Annotated in this window: 16 protein-coding genes; 6 read left to right on the forward strand and 10 right to left on the reverse strand. The window is 44.8% G+C overall.

The window, feature by feature from the left end:
- The first annotated feature begins 94 nt into the window (after positions 1-94).
- Positions 95-991: an oxidoreductase gene (locus BN1080_RS13015; RefSeq protein WP_052654624.1), complete on the forward strand. Its 897-nt coding sequence runs from the start codon at positions 95-97 to the stop codon at positions 989-991.
- 41 nt (positions 992-1,032) lie between these two features.
- On the opposite strand, the gene BN1080_RS13020 is transcribed toward BN1080_RS13015, so the two are convergent.
- Entirely contained in the window at positions 1,033-1,632 is a 600-nt protein-coding gene (locus tag BN1080_RS13020; protein ID WP_199876623.1) for a YdcF family protein, read from the reverse strand.
- A gap of 423 nt (positions 1,633-2,055) precedes the next feature.
- Here BN1080_RS13020 and BN1080_RS13025 point away from each other — a divergent pair, with 423 nt between their 5' ends.
- Positions 2,056-2,520 carry a BsuPI-related putative proteinase inhibitor gene (locus tag BN1080_RS13025; RefSeq protein WP_052652609.1) on the forward strand — a complete coding sequence of 155 codons (465 nt, stop codon included), beginning with the start codon at positions 2,056-2,058 and terminating at the stop codon, positions 2,518-2,520.
- A gap of 49 nt (positions 2,521-2,569) precedes the next feature.
- Here the strand turns inward: BN1080_RS13025 and BN1080_RS13030 are convergent, their stop codons facing one another.
- A complete protein-coding gene (locus BN1080_RS13030; RefSeq protein WP_052652611.1) occupies positions 2,570-3,445 on the reverse strand; it encodes an AraC family transcriptional regulator in 876 nt (291 codons plus the stop codon).
- A 231-nt stretch (positions 3,446-3,676) separates the two neighbouring features.
- Between BN1080_RS13030 and BN1080_RS13035 the strand changes: the two genes are divergently transcribed.
- A complete protein-coding gene (locus BN1080_RS13035; protein ID WP_052652613.1) occupies positions 3,677-4,114 on the forward strand; it encodes a VOC family protein in 438 nt (145 codons plus the stop codon).
- A gap of 211 nt (positions 4,115-4,325) precedes the next feature.
- On the opposite strand, the gene BN1080_RS13040 is transcribed toward BN1080_RS13035, so the two are convergent.
- The 4 genes from BN1080_RS13040 to BN1080_RS17470 form a co-directional block, all read right to left on the reverse strand.
- Positions 4,326-5,687, reverse strand: a complete 1,362-nt coding sequence (locus tag BN1080_RS13040) for a VWA domain-containing protein (RefSeq protein WP_052652615.1) — start codon at positions 5,685-5,687, stop codon at positions 4,326-4,328.
- A 198-nt stretch (positions 5,688-5,885) separates the two neighbouring features.
- Positions 5,886-6,116, reverse strand: a complete 231-nt coding sequence (locus tag BN1080_RS17370) for a protein kinase family protein (RefSeq protein ID WP_052652617.1) — start codon at positions 6,114-6,116, stop codon at positions 5,886-5,888.
- A gap of 7 nt (positions 6,117-6,123) precedes the next feature.
- Positions 6,124-6,336: a protein kinase family protein gene (locus BN1080_RS17375; RefSeq protein ID WP_052652619.1), complete on the reverse strand. Its 213-nt coding sequence runs from the start codon at positions 6,334-6,336 to the stop codon at positions 6,124-6,126.
- A gap of 27 nt (positions 6,337-6,363) precedes the next feature.
- Positions 6,364-6,495, reverse strand: a complete 132-nt coding sequence (locus BN1080_RS17470; RefSeq protein WP_267882917.1) for a hypothetical protein — start codon at positions 6,493-6,495, stop codon at positions 6,364-6,366.
- A 184-nt stretch (positions 6,496-6,679) separates the two neighbouring features.
- Between BN1080_RS17470 and BN1080_RS13055 the strand changes: the two genes are divergently transcribed.
- Positions 6,680-7,429, forward strand: coding sequence for an SDR family NAD(P)-dependent oxidoreductase (locus BN1080_RS13055; protein WP_052652621.1), 750 nt, complete (start codon positions 6,680-6,682; stop codon positions 7,427-7,429).
- A 46-nt stretch (positions 7,430-7,475) separates the two neighbouring features.
- Here the strand turns inward: BN1080_RS13055 and BN1080_RS13060 are convergent, their stop codons facing one another.
- The gene (locus BN1080_RS13060) at positions 7,476-8,036 is read right to left on the reverse strand and encodes a DUF488 domain-containing protein (protein WP_052652623.1); all 561 of its coding nucleotides are present in this window, start codon (positions 8,034-8,036) and stop codon (positions 7,476-7,478) included.
- A gap of 161 nt (positions 8,037-8,197) precedes the next feature.
- Between BN1080_RS13060 and mug the strand changes: the two genes are divergently transcribed.
- A complete protein-coding gene (gene mug, locus BN1080_RS13065) occupies positions 8,198-8,704 on the forward strand; it encodes a G/U mismatch-specific DNA glycosylase (RefSeq protein ID WP_052652625.1) in 507 nt (168 codons plus the stop codon).
- Between the two features lie 175 nt (positions 8,705-8,879).
- On the opposite strand, the gene BN1080_RS13070 is transcribed toward mug, so the two are convergent.
- The 3 genes from BN1080_RS13070 to BN1080_RS13080 form a co-directional block, all read right to left on the reverse strand.
- Positions 8,880-9,428: a DUF1697 domain-containing protein gene (locus tag BN1080_RS13070; protein ID WP_052652627.1), complete on the reverse strand. Its 549-nt coding sequence runs from the start codon at positions 9,426-9,428 to the stop codon at positions 8,880-8,882.
- Between the two features lie 20 nt (positions 9,429-9,448).
- Positions 9,449-10,411 carry an Abi family protein gene (locus BN1080_RS13075; RefSeq protein WP_052652629.1) on the reverse strand — a complete coding sequence of 321 codons (963 nt, stop codon included), beginning with the start codon at positions 10,409-10,411 and terminating at the stop codon, positions 9,449-9,451.
- 81 nt (positions 10,412-10,492) lie between these two features.
- Positions 10,493-11,692: a Bcr/CflA family efflux MFS transporter gene (locus BN1080_RS13080; RefSeq protein WP_052652631.1), complete on the reverse strand. Its 1,200-nt coding sequence runs from the start codon at positions 11,690-11,692 to the stop codon at positions 10,493-10,495.
- A gap of 384 nt (positions 11,693-12,076) precedes the next feature.
- Here BN1080_RS13080 and BN1080_RS13085 point away from each other — a divergent pair, with 384 nt between their 5' ends.
- Positions 12,077-12,583 carry a DUF2798 domain-containing protein gene (locus BN1080_RS13085; RefSeq protein ID WP_052652633.1) on the forward strand — a complete coding sequence of 169 codons (507 nt, stop codon included), beginning with the start codon at positions 12,077-12,079 and terminating at the stop codon, positions 12,581-12,583.
- The last annotated feature ends 91 nt before the right edge of the window (positions 12,584-12,674 follow it).

The raw sequence follows: 12,674 nt of genomic DNA on the forward strand, positions 1-12,674 counted from the left end.
GTGTTCCCGATTGGCAGGATGGGAAACGCCAAAAGCATTGAGAACCGTTTCTGTATCCAGCATAATAGAGGCAATAGGAGCTGATGCTATGGAAATGCCAAACTTATCCGGAAAGGCCGTGGTGATCACAGGAGCGAACAGCGGCATCGGGTTAGAGACCGCTAAGATTCTTGCGGGCTGCGGTGCAGCCGTTATGCTCGCAGTCCGCAATATAGAAAAAGGGCGCATCGCGAAAGATGAACTTCTTCGCCAAACTCCCGGTGCAGCCATCGAAGTGATGCCGCTTGATTTGGCGGATTTAGCGAGTATCCAAACATTTTCGGACAACTTCCGTACACACTTTCACCAACTGGATTTACTGATCAATAATGCAGGCATTATGATGCCGCCGCTGTCTTATACAAAAGACGGCTTCGAACTTCAATTCGGCAGCAATCATTTGGGGCATTTCGCTTTGACTGGCCTCTTATTGCCGATTCTCATAAACACGCCTGGATCGCGCATCATTACCGTGAGCAGCCGCGCCCATGACAGAGGCCAGATTCATTTCGAAAACTTGGATGGTGCAAAAGGCTATAAAGCAAAGAAGTTTTACAATCAAAGCAAATTAGCCAACCTTTATTTTGCACTCGAACTTGATAAACGCTTGAAACAAAATGGATTGCCGGTTCGAAGCATCGCTTGCCATCCCGGCATTTCAGTGACCAATATCTTTAAATTCGGCAATCGATCTGCACCGCCAGCAGTCCGAAACTTAGCAAACCGCTTTCTTCAGCCTCCGGAACTCGGTGCCTTGCCGACAATCTATGCAGCTACTGAAGAATCGCTTAAGGGTGGTGAATATATTGGCCCCGATGGTCCCGGCCGGATACGCGGCTATCCCGCGCTTGATATGCCCCATGCGATTGCACAAGATGCAGCCGTTTCCCAAAGGTTATGGGCCGTTTCCGAAAGACTGACAGGCGTCGTTTTTGACTTCCAAAAAAATTAAAAAGGCATTTCCACCTAGGAGTGGAAATGCCTTTTGTATAATTAAAATTGAATCGCTTTAGACAGCACATAGCCGACATAACAGACCGTTTCTCTAGCGAAAAATGGCAATTTGCTTTTGATGTCATTGAATATAGAGGTTTCAGTAGGCGAGGAATGCGCTTCGATGCCTGCCAGTTTAGCCATCAGCAATGCGCGTTTCATATGTAAGGGATCACTGACCACCAAAAAATCATCCATTCCATATTCATCCGCTATTTCATGGGCATACAGGAAATTTTCTTCTGTTACCATCGATTCCGTCTCGATCAAGATCGCTTCTTCCGGCACATTCAGCTGCATCGCATAATCTCTCGAGACTTCCGATTCCGCAACATCCGAACCGTCCGTTTTGCCGCCCGTGAAAATTAGCTTTTCTACAAAACCTTCTTCATAAAGAGAAACCGCATGGCGGATCCGTTCCCTCAGAGCAGGCGAAGGTTCGCCGTCAATAACTTTTGTGCCTAATACGATTGCAGCATCAGCATGCGTCGTTTCATTTTCAGCAGCGTAAGTCCAGATACTGAAGGCTGAAAAACCAGTAAATAAAACCAAAGACAAAAGCGCGGTAGCAATCAATTTACGGGAAATCTTTTTCGTCAATCTGTTCATCCTTTACTATTCTTCTCTTTCACCATTATCTAGCGTCAGTAAGCCATTGAAAAGACTTTATCGTAAAAAAACATTAAATAGTCACATAAACAATACGGCTGCAACATTAAAGACCGGCATCATCAACGATGCCGGCCCTGAAATTTCTTTAGCCTTTTTTAGTATTTTTCCAAACGAGGAACACGAGTGCAAGCGGAACGGATATCATGATGGCTAACACAATCCCAACGACAATCAGCGAACTTCCCATTTTTCCACAACCTATCTCTTTGATTCTCTTGTTTCCACTGTATCATGTTCCCCGTTTTTTTGGTGTCCTTTGCCGATAAACTTTGTAACTTTTCGTGAACATGAACGTTCTCATGTATAAGCACACGCTCATCACTGCGAAATGGCCCAAAGGAGGAATTTGCGATGAAATTAAAAACTGGCATGCTGTTTCTGGCATTCCTCGCGTTCTGCTTCATCTTAACCGCTTGCGGAACCTCTGATGCCGGGACAGGCTCAGAAGGCAATAGCGACAATATCGAAAATGAGGAGGCCGGAGAAATGAAGCCTGCCGTAACAGAACAAGATGGAACTTTCCGTTATACGCTCGACAACGAGACAAGCGAAGATGTAACATTCGATTTTACCAGCGGACAACGCTTTGATTTTTCCCTATCCAATGAAGCAGGCGACCAAGTGTTTCTTTTCTCTTCAGTCAGCATGTTTACGCAAGCACTCGGTGAAGAAACTGTCGCTGCCGGCGATAAGCTGAGCTACGATCTGGAAGTCCCTGAACTCGATCTGGAGCCCGGCACGTATACGCTTGAAGCGTGGCTGACGCCTGAAGAAGGCCCGGCGTTCGAAGCAAAAACGGACTACAATGTCCAATAACAATAAAAAACGAAAGCCGCATTCGATTTTTCGAACGCGGCTTTCGCTATTAGTTTTCCCTTCTCTTAACCGGAATCCAGATTTCACTTTCTACATTCTGCATATCTGCAAAGCTGCCGTTAAAGGAAATTTCCGGTCCGTCTATCAACTCATAATTTGACGATGGCAGCCATTCCGAAAAGATCTTGCCCCATACTTCTTGAAGCGTTTGCGGAAACGGCCCGGATGCGTTAAAAATCGCCCATTCGCCTGCAGCCACTTCGACTACATCAAATTCACCAAAATCTTCATCGAGTGTCGTCATAGAACCGATAAGATGATCAAGCTCCCCTTTTTCTTCAAACCGCCCTTCATCAAAATGGAAAGATGCGTTCACGACCGTTTTCACTTCTGTATTTCGCCATGCCCCAAGCATCTCCCGCTGCTCTGAAGTCAACGATTGCACCATTTTCATAATTTCTGGATTCTGCCCTTCAAAGACCATCGGCACCCGTTTTTTCAAGCCGACCAATTTAAAGCTTTCTTTTTCTTCAATGCGATATTCCATATCCATTCCTCCTTGAATCGTTAGTTGGAAAGTCAGACGCGGAAACACTTTAAAAGAAGAACTGTTTTTCACTTCGGAAGGAAGTATTCCTGACCAGTCGCGGAAAGCCCGGCTAAAGCCATCCGCTGATTCGTAGCCGTATTTTACAGCCACATCAATAACCCGCTCTGTTCCTTGCTGCAGTTCTACTGCAGCTTTCGACAAACGCCGATTTCGAATATAGACGCCCAAACTCATCCCCGACAGATAGGAAAACATCCTCCGGAAATGAAATTCGGAAACGCCGGAAATTCTGGCGACTTGGCCAAAATCAATCTGCCCATCCAGCTGGCTTTCAATATACGCCAGCGCTTCATTCATCCCTTTCAGCATATCCATGCCTTCACCTTCCTTCTGCCTTAATCGTAGCGGATTCTTTTTCAGCCTAACCGATATTTTCGATACGGAAATTATCGCCTTTAAAAAGATTAAATTTTCAATAAATACGATTATTTTTTCGTTCAAAACTGCTATACTCTAATCATAATGGGTCCCTCGTCATCTTGGAAGTTTTTCAACCCTTTGCGCAGCATGCCTTCGGGCAAAAAAAATATAGAAAGAAGGGTTAGGATGATCACGAAATTGTTTCCTTACTTTAATTTTGACGGCAATGGCCAAGAAGCAACCCATTTTTATGTCGACGTATTGGATGCCGAGTTGGCCGGAATAACGACGTACGGCGAAGCCAATGAAGGCAATATGGAAGGCCTCCCGGAAGAAGCAAGGGACTTAGTGATGAATGCGCAGATTGATTTGAAAAACGGGGATATGCTGATGATTTCTGATGTTCCACCTGGCATGGGCATGTCTTTTCAAAAAGGAAATAATGTTTCGTTGACTGTCACATTGGACGATATGGAAGAAGCCCGGCGAATGTTTGGCAAATTGGCTGACGGTGGAGTTGTCATGATGGATTTGCAGGAAACGTTCTGGAGTCCGCTGTACGGTGCCCTGACAGATAAGTTTGGCATAGAATGGCAAATCTCAGTGGATGCCAATACCGAATGACCCCATAGAAAAAGGGACTGTCCAATAAGTCTTTATTTGACTTATTGGACAGCCCCTTCGTTTCTAATAAAGCGTATGATTATACTATTGCTCCTGTCTCTGCATCGCTATGCTAGCTTCGAGACATGAAAAAATTGCATCGCTGCGCTAGCTTCGCCGCAAAAGGGGTTGTCCCAAATTAATTTTGGGACAACCCCTTTTTTAAACTTCTTTATTGTTTATACGTCTCTTGCTTTTCTTCTTTCATTTCATCCACTTTCTTCTCGAGGGCTGCTTTCATTTCTTTTCGGATACTGTCTTTCCGTTCTTTTTCCTGATCGAAGTAATGATTGACCGTGTCATGGCGGATATTAATCAGTTCGAGATATCGTTTGACCGCTTCTTCATCCTTAAACTTATCCAGCTCCTTTAAATCGTAGCGCAAGCTATGCATTTCATTTTTGGCTGACAGGATTTTAAACGAAATGTCATTATTGAGCGCCAGCAGCTCGAAATAGATATCATTGCTTTGGGCCAGGATATCGAAAGAACGGTCATTCCCCCAAGCCAGCCATTCCCAGTAAAGCCGGCTGTATTCCTGCTTTAAATAGTCATTCAACTCACTTTCCGAATACACCGATTTGTATTGCCCATTGCCCGCTTTTGCCACAGCTTCTAATTGCTCCTGCCCTTCATTGTCCACATCGAAGCCGATGATGTTCACTTCAGCTTGGATATTGGATTTTGCCAATGACGACGCTGCTGCTACTGGATCGCCTCCGCACGTTTCAATGCCATCACTGACGACATAAATGACATTGCGCACATTTTCGCCGGTCTGCTGATTTAGATCTTGCTCAGCCGCTTGGATAGCCCCTGCCAAAGGAGTCCAGCCGGCCGGATCGAACTTTTCCAATGCCGCTGTGAATTCCTGTTCTCCATATGGAGCTAATTCATATACCACTCTGTTGCTCTTACAGGACATTTCTTTTGCCGCTTCAGTCCCAGTGCCTTCGTGGCCATAAACGCGAAGCATCACATTCGAACCCTCCGGCAGGTCAGATGCATATTGCTGAATCGCCTGCTTAGCCAACTTCATTTTTTGCCCGCCAGATACTTCCCCTGCCATGCTGCCGCTTGCATCCAGTAAGATCGCGACATTGACCGTTTCTTGTTCTGGAATCTCAATTTCATCTTCAGGCGTCGAAGAATCGATTTGAATGGTCGGATCCAACTCCTCGAATTTACGGGCTTCCTCTTCAATATTCGCCGCAAACAAAGAAACAGCGATTGAATAAGCTTCCTCTCCCGTCAAATTGTCCGGCAAAGTTTCAAGCTCTTGCAAAATTTCTTGTTGATTTTCTTCGGTTAACTCTTGGGTATTATACTGTCCTTTTTCTTTTACGATTTCATCAACATTATGTATAGCCGCTTCCGGTATGTCTAATTCTGTGTCTGTTTCTTCGTTCGGCTCGGCTGCTTCTTTTTCAGCCGCTGGCTTTTCTTCTGCACTGGTATTCTTTTCTTCAGAACAGCCAACAAGAAGAAATGCGAACACTAACCCAATTGCCAATAGCCATCTAGCATTTTTCATTTTGCTTCCTCCATTTTGCTTATGTGATGAGTCATTTACGCCTTTCTCTGACGGAAGTTTCATTTCCCACCATTTTTGGTTCTTACGGACTGCTTTATTCCCATTCGATTAGTTAATTCGAAGTTTATTTAAAAGAGATATGCATCTTAAAAAGCCATTCAACTGATCAGCTGAATGGCTCAAGACATTTATGGCGCCTCACGCTTCATTCAGCGCCGCTCTCGCCATCTCCAAATATTCTTCGCTCCCTGACTTAATGGCAAATTCAGCAATATCAATTGGATAAGTGGCCGCAAGCTCCACAATATGCTCATGCATTTTCGGCCAAACGATGCCGCCTGCCTGTTCATACGCTTGAATCAGCCTTCTCAATTCACGCTCGCCATAGGTGCGCAAATGACCGATAAAATCAGTAGAAACGTCTGCCACTTTCCCTTCAGTCCAGTCTATAAATCACCGGTAAATTTTCCGGGCCAATCACCCAATCATAGCGCTGTTCTTCCTTATTGATCGTCCCAGCAGGCAACCCGTCCAATGCCTGGTAAACAATTAGGTCATTTGAAGCCACTTCCCATTTTGGTGCTTGTACGCTGAGATTCGGCTGCACCAGTCTCAGTATCTTCTGTTCTTTTTCAATTTCCTTTTGCACATCTGTTCTTCTCGGAATTCGCAGAACCTAAGAAATATGTGCTGCGTCTTTAAAAAGGACTACTAAGAAATCAAGGCCGGATTCGTTCACTTGCCATTCTCCCGCTTCCAGATCAAAGCCGTACTTATTTGCCAACGCTTTTATTTCTTCTTTTTTCATGACTCTCCGCCTTTCAAGACTTTTGTAATCTTTTCTTCATTGTATCGGAAATCCCTTTATTTTATTGATAATTCCGGATTTTCGAAGCGTGAGCACATCATTGTTTTTTAAAATTTTTAAGGGGTATAGTTAAAAAGGTATAGGACGAACAATTCTTTTTAACAAAAAACGGAGGATGATTTTCATGAGTGGAACAGCAATTATTACCGGAGGCGGAAGTGGCTTAGGACAAGCTACTGCCCTTCGTTTAGCAAAAGACGGCATCAACATCGCGATTGTTGACGTGAATGAAAAAGGCGGCAACGAAACGGTTGAGATGGTAAAAGAGCTTGGACCAGACGCTATTTTCATCAAAGCGGATGTTTCAAAATCGGAAGATGTTAAAAACTACGTGGATCAAACACTAGCGCATTTTGGTTCCATTGAGTATTTCTTCAACAACGCCGGCATTTCTGGCAGCGGAAAATACTTTATGGAAACAGAAATCAAAGAAATCGAACAAATTGTAGGCATTAACTTAATGGGTGCATTGTACGGCGTTCGCTATGTAGCGGAAGCTATGCTGAAAAATGGCGGAGGCTCTATCGTCAACACGGCATCTAGCGCTGGCGTCATCGGGCAGGATTCAGTTGTCACTTATTCTGCAACGAAGCACGGCATCGTCGGGTTGACGAAAAGCATGGTAGCGGAATATGCGAAAGATGGATTGCGCGTCAATGCAATCGCTCCGGGCCCAACCGAAACACCAATGGTAAAAGCTTTCTACGAAGCGAACCCGGAAATGAAAGCCAATGCAACAGCCGGCATTCCGCAAAAACGTTTAGGGACAGCAGAAGAAGTGGCAGAACTGGTCGCTTTCCTCCTAACATCTAAAGCACAATACATCAACGGCGAAGTCATCAGCATCGATGGCGGGTTCACGAACGTAAAATAAGAAATAGAACAAAAGGCAAACCTTCTTTATGAGGGTTTGCCTTTTTCTATTCAACCGATCCTTCTTTCGGATAAACGACCGAACCGTCTTCTTTGACTTCAGCTTGCGCTCCCCATATCCCTACTTCATGCAGGACTAGCTCTACCGCTTCATCCTTGCCATCAATAATATGCTGGACTTCATGTCCGTTTGCCACGAGCCAATTGCTGATCAACAAACGGTGGCAGCGGGATGGGTGGCGTTCTGAACAACAATAGGCCACGCGTTTTTGAGAAGCTTTTTCCAGCAATTCTTCAATCCCTTGCTGAAATTCTTCACTCAAAGTATAGTCCGCATAATTCTGGAAAGAACGGTTGCGCCAGCCCGCGTTCACTTCCTCGTCCACTTCTTTCGATTTTCTTCGCCTGCCGCCAAGTTTGCCGAAGTGTTCATAAGTGATGCCTTCCGCTGAAAGCCATTCGGGAAAAACGCCTTTCGAAAACTGCGGCCATTTTTTGCTGCCAGGGAATGCCCGGACATCGGCCAATAATTCGATTTCCTGTTCTTTCAGCATTTTATGGAAAAATTCTTTTGAATGGCTGGAATGCCCGATGGTGTAAATGATCATTGCAAGCTCTCCTCGTTTCATTATCCGCTTGCTTCTCCTATTCCTTGCTCTGCCTCAAATTAAACCATGCAGTACCCGACAGTTTTTTCTGTACGTGAAAGGATGCTACAATACGGTAAAGTGAATTACTATGAATTATCCAATAAAGGAGGCATCCGTTCTTGCAATTCGAACCGATTTCCGATCATCTAAAAGAAAATTTAAAAATTCTTTTTGTCGGCTTTAATCCGAGCATCCGCTCTTCAGAAACTGGCTATCACTATGCCAACCCTACGAACCGATTCTGGAAAATCCTATATCAAGCTGGCCTAACTCCATGGAAGTTTGCACCAAAAGAAAACAGCAAGCTTCTCGATTTAGGGTTCGGCTTAACGAATATTGTGGCCCGCCCCACAAAAGAAGCGGCCGAGATAACGAAAGCAGAATACAAAGAAGGCGCGGCATTGCTCCAAGAAAAAATCTTGAAATTCAAACCGACGGCTGTCTGCTTTGTCGGAAAAGGTGTCTATCAGGAATACAGCAAAAAGCGCCAAATTCCATGGGGCCTTCAGGAAGAGCCGGTACTTCCTGGAGTCATCGAATACGTCGCCCCTTCCTCATCCGGCCTTGTGCGCATGAAATTCGATGAAATCGTCCAAATCTACGAGGACTTAAAGCGCTACGTCTGAATATCTCCAGGTTTTCTGGCCATATTCATTTCAACCGGATTTATTCAGTTTTTGTGAAATACGCCCAGTTGAGTGAAAAATACGCCCCATTGATGCTAAAATACGCCCAGTAATCCTTAAAATACGCTTCTCAATAAAAACGGCCGTCCTTTCACCGAAAGGATGGCCATTTTTATTAGGTTAAATTCTCTATTAGACTCACAAGTTTACGGACCGTATTGATATTGCGGATCGTGACTTTGCGGTAAATATCCGTTCCGACAATTTTCACCATGCCGCTTTTGGCGACGTTTTCTCTCGCCACCGTCCATAGGATCGCGCCTGGAACGTAGATGACTTGGTCAACTTCCGGCTTCAGCTGCAGCTGTTCCATGACCTTTTCATCATCCACTTCTTCCCAAAGGAACAGGACATCGCTTTTCATTTCCTTGTCATTCACCCAATTTTCCGGAAGCGCTTTAGCAATCGAGAGAAATTCCTTGGCAGCGTAAATCAGGACTTTGATGTTCAGCCCGAAGTGCTCAAGGATGGCGTTTTCCGTTATCGGCCCCAATTCCTTCTTTGGCAAATGGCCGCTTTTAAAAAGGATATTTCCAGAATTGATATAAGTTTTGACCGCTGTGAAACCTGCTTGCTCAAACGCCAGTTTCAATGCCTTCATATCGATTTTATTGTTTCCGCCGACGTTTATGCCTCTGAGCAGCGCAATGTAAGTATCATCCATTACTCCACACTCCCCTTCAGTTAAAGAGAATAAAACCCCGCATCTTTCATAATGATGCCAAAAGCTTGGCCTTGTACTTCCGCTTTCAATTCATTCAATAAACGCTCGAGTTCCGATGAAAACACTTCGTATTCTTCCTTCGCCAGCACTAACTTCAATAAAGCAGAAACTGAAAATACAGTACCTTGCTTTAAGCTCCCGGCTTCCATATCCAGCCTGCTTTCCAAATTCCCCAGCTCAACGGGATGCGGCAGGCGGAAGCGGTAGAGCACTTCTTCATGCGCCGATTTGTTGCGGTAAGGAAAGGCCACTTGCAAAATGGCATCGAGTTCACTTGCCGCTAAACTCAAGCTTGTATATTCTTCACTGAATTCTTCTGCAAAGTCCTCCGCTATTCCTTCCCTAAGCTCGCCATCAATCACTTGATAGAAATTAATGATCTGCCCAAGCGAGAGAAAATTGACGAGCACCCATAGCGGCACATTGCGGTGCTTATCAAAAAATTCGTGGATGGCCGGATACCTCACCCGGTCACGTTTTTTATGGCTTTTGATCAGATTTGCCAGCGTCGAAATGATGCGGTCGCGTTCATGGTGATGATCCGGATTTTCACTGTAATTGTCCGGCTCTAAAAAGCTGTCCTTATCCCGGAACTTTTCAGAAAAACGGTAGGCAATTTTGGATTTCATGTTCTTTTCAAACTTCAGCAATTCATTCAGCAGCAGCATACGCAGCTCGCGGTCGAAACGGTACAGTGCATAAATCTGGCTGAATTCGGTGCCTTCGCGGTAGCGCTCCTGTCCATACGGGTTCAAGCGCTCCTCATGCTCCAGAAACGGCTCTTTGTAGCCGTCGATCAAGGCGTAATAATTCTCACGCGATAAAATCCGCTTCGCCTTAGCTGCATCTTTTACAAGAAGCCCCCGTTCACGCAAAATCTGTATTTGTTCGTCATGGTCAGCGAAAAACTTCACAATTCTCATCCTCTGTAATTACTTCTTTCTCTTACTGTAATCGAGTGCCGCTAAGAAATAAACTAAAAAAAGCCGCAATAAATGCGGCTTTTACCTTTTAGGCTTTCCTGTCAATGCTGCAAAAGCAAGCAGCCCGAGAACGGACGATCCGAAGAGAATGGCGCCCATTGGAACAGCGGATAATTCATTGATGCCGACAAGCGGCGACACGATCGATCCGATGACCAGCGGCAGCATGCCGACAACCGCACTTGCGCTTCCAGCTCGATGCCCTTGGTCTTTCATCGCCAACGTGAACGAACTGGTAAATGTCATTCCGACTGCAATCATGTAAATAAAAATCGAAATGACAAGAGCAGCGAGCGGACCTTCGATAATCGTCATGACCAGCAAAATGAAAGTCGCTGCGGCTGCAGTCAGCGCAGCACCTTGCAGCAAGCGGTGCTCGGAGACGATTCCGCCGAATTTCCCGATGATGGTACTGCCCAAAATCATGGCAATGCCATTGATGCCAAAAAGTACGCTGAACACTTGCGGAGAAACGCCGTAAATTTCCTGATAGACAAACGGCGTCCCTGCCACATAAGCAAAACTTCCTCCATGAATCAGGCCCACGACTAAGGCATAGCCGATAAAGGGACGCGCTTTAAACAAACTGCCCATTGTCCGGATCGAGGCTCCAATGGAACTTGGCATACGTTTTTCAGCCGGCAAAGTTTCCGGCAGCCGGACAATGACAATGGCTGCCATGATAAAGCCAAGCAGCCCTAAAAAGTAAAAGATGCTCTCCCATCCTCCAAATGGCAATGCGAGAATGCCTCCTCCAGCAATTGGTGCTATCATCGGCGCTACGGCGTTGATGACCATCAGCAAAGCAAAGAATTTCGTCATTTCCCTTCCCGTAAAAACGTCGCTGACTACGGCTCTTGATAAGACCACTCCTCCTGCAGCAGTAAAGCCTTGCAGAAAACGGGCGGCAATCAATAACTCAATCGTCGGGGCTACAGCACAAAGAAGCGATGACAACGCAAAGAGAATGACCGAAATGATCAACGGTTTCCTTCTGCCGTGGGCGTCACTCAAAGGCCCGACCACAATCTGCCCCGCCGCCAGTCCAATCAAACAAGCAGTCAAACTAAGCTGGACTAATGATATATGAGCGTCCAAATCTTGTGCGATTAAAGGAAAACCAGGCAAATACATATCAATATTCAATGGAGCCAATACCCCAAGCATACTGAGCAGCAAAGCGAGCCCCAATCTTTTTCTTCCTTTTGGATTATGCAGCATGTATAAAACACCTCTCACTAAATGATCTAATTAACTATACATGAATTACAGGAACAGTTTCAGCAATCTCCTGATTTTTCTTTCCAAACTTAAAAAGACACAAAATGGACACTTACCTCGAAACTAGCCATATTGGTATCGTAGTAAACAGACTGAACCAATTAATGTCTTTAAATTGAGTGTGCTCCTGATTGCCAGGTTTACAAAAGTGTATGTTGACAATGGTGAATATAGCGGATGCAAACCAGAATATTTCACTTTCTATTCTATGCTTTTTTCCTTTGATGCACTTCAAGCTTTTTTTCATTGCTGGAACGAATGCTTTATTTAGATAAGACTTACTGGAATATGCAGTCAAAAATGATTTTTGAAAGGAAGTAAAACATGCAACAAGAAAAAAGACTGCCAAGAAACCCGAAAGAAGGCTTGCTATACGGCACCTTGATTTCCACGATGACGGTATTGTTCATGACCTCCTTCAGTACGATCTATTTTGCCGGAACTTTCAACGGAGACATCGCCTTTTCAATTTTAAAAATGGTGCCCATCATGTGGATCATCGTAATGATTATCGAACCTGCTATTTTTGGGCGCCTTGCTGAAGCATTGACAGCTAAATTCACTAAGCCCACTGATAGCTTCAATTCAAAAATTCTTTTTCGCATCCTTTTCACGGTCCTCGGAATGTCAGCGGCTATGACTTTCCTTGGCGACCTTGTCGGAAATGGATACCATACTGAAATCTTCAGCAATTGGCTGCAGTATTGGCCACGCAATTTTCTGATTGTCCTTGCTGCTGAAAGCTTAGTCATTCAGCCGATTGCCCGTTTCGTGATGGTTAAAATGCATGACATACAAGATAAAAAAGCGCTAGCTTCAATTGCAGGATAATAAAAAACTCCCAGTCTGTAAAAGTCCGGGAGTTTTCTATATTCAGGAAGAGATAAAAGAAAATCAATAATAAATAACTGAAATTTCAGAT

Origin of the sequence: Planococcus massiliensis (genome assembly GCF_000821325.1) — a bacterium.
Classification (GTDB): domain Bacteria; phylum Bacillota; class Bacilli; order Bacillales_A; family Planococcaceae; genus Planococcus; species Planococcus ruber.

Coding starts and splice junctions, on each gene's coding strand:
- BN1080_RS13015 (WP_052654624.1), top strand. CDS start 95: ATGCCAAACTTATCCGGAAAGGCCGTGGTGATCACAGGAGCGAACAGC.
- BN1080_RS13025 (WP_052652609.1), top strand. CDS start 2,056: ATGAAATTAAAAACTGGCATGCTGTTTCTGGCATTCCTCGCGTTCTGC.
- BN1080_RS13030 (WP_052652611.1), bottom strand. CDS start 3,445: ATGGATATGCTGAAAGGGATGAATGAAGCGCTGGCGTATATTGAAAGC.
- BN1080_RS13035 (WP_052652613.1), top strand. CDS start 3,677: ATGATCACGAAATTGTTTCCTTACTTTAATTTTGACGGCAATGGCCAA.
- BN1080_RS13040 (WP_052652615.1), bottom strand. CDS start 5,687: ATGAAAAATGCTAGATGGCTATTGGCAATTGGGTTAGTGTTCGCATTT.
- BN1080_RS17470 (WP_267882917.1), bottom strand. CDS start 6,495: ATGAAAAAAGAAGAAATAAAAGCGTTGGCAAATAAGTACGGCTTTGAT.
- BN1080_RS13055 (WP_052652621.1), top strand. CDS start 6,680: ATGAGTGGAACAGCAATTATTACCGGAGGCGGAAGTGGCTTAGGACAA.
- BN1080_RS13060 (WP_052652623.1), bottom strand. CDS start 8,036: ATGATCATTTACACCATCGGGCATTCCAGCCATTCAAAAGAATTTTTC.
- BN1080_RS13070 (WP_052652627.1), bottom strand. CDS start 9,428: ATGGATGATACTTACATTGCGCTGCTCAGAGGCATAAACGTCGGCGGA.
- BN1080_RS13075 (WP_052652629.1), bottom strand. CDS start 10,411: ATGAGAATTGTGAAGTTTTTCGCTGACCATGACGAACAAATACAGATT.
- BN1080_RS13080 (WP_052652631.1), bottom strand. CDS start 11,692: ATGCTGCATAATCCAAAAGGAAGAAAAAGATTGGGGCTCGCTTTGCTG.
- BN1080_RS13085 (WP_052652633.1), top strand. CDS start 12,077: ATGCAACAAGAAAAAAGACTGCCAAGAAACCCGAAAGAAGGCTTGCTA.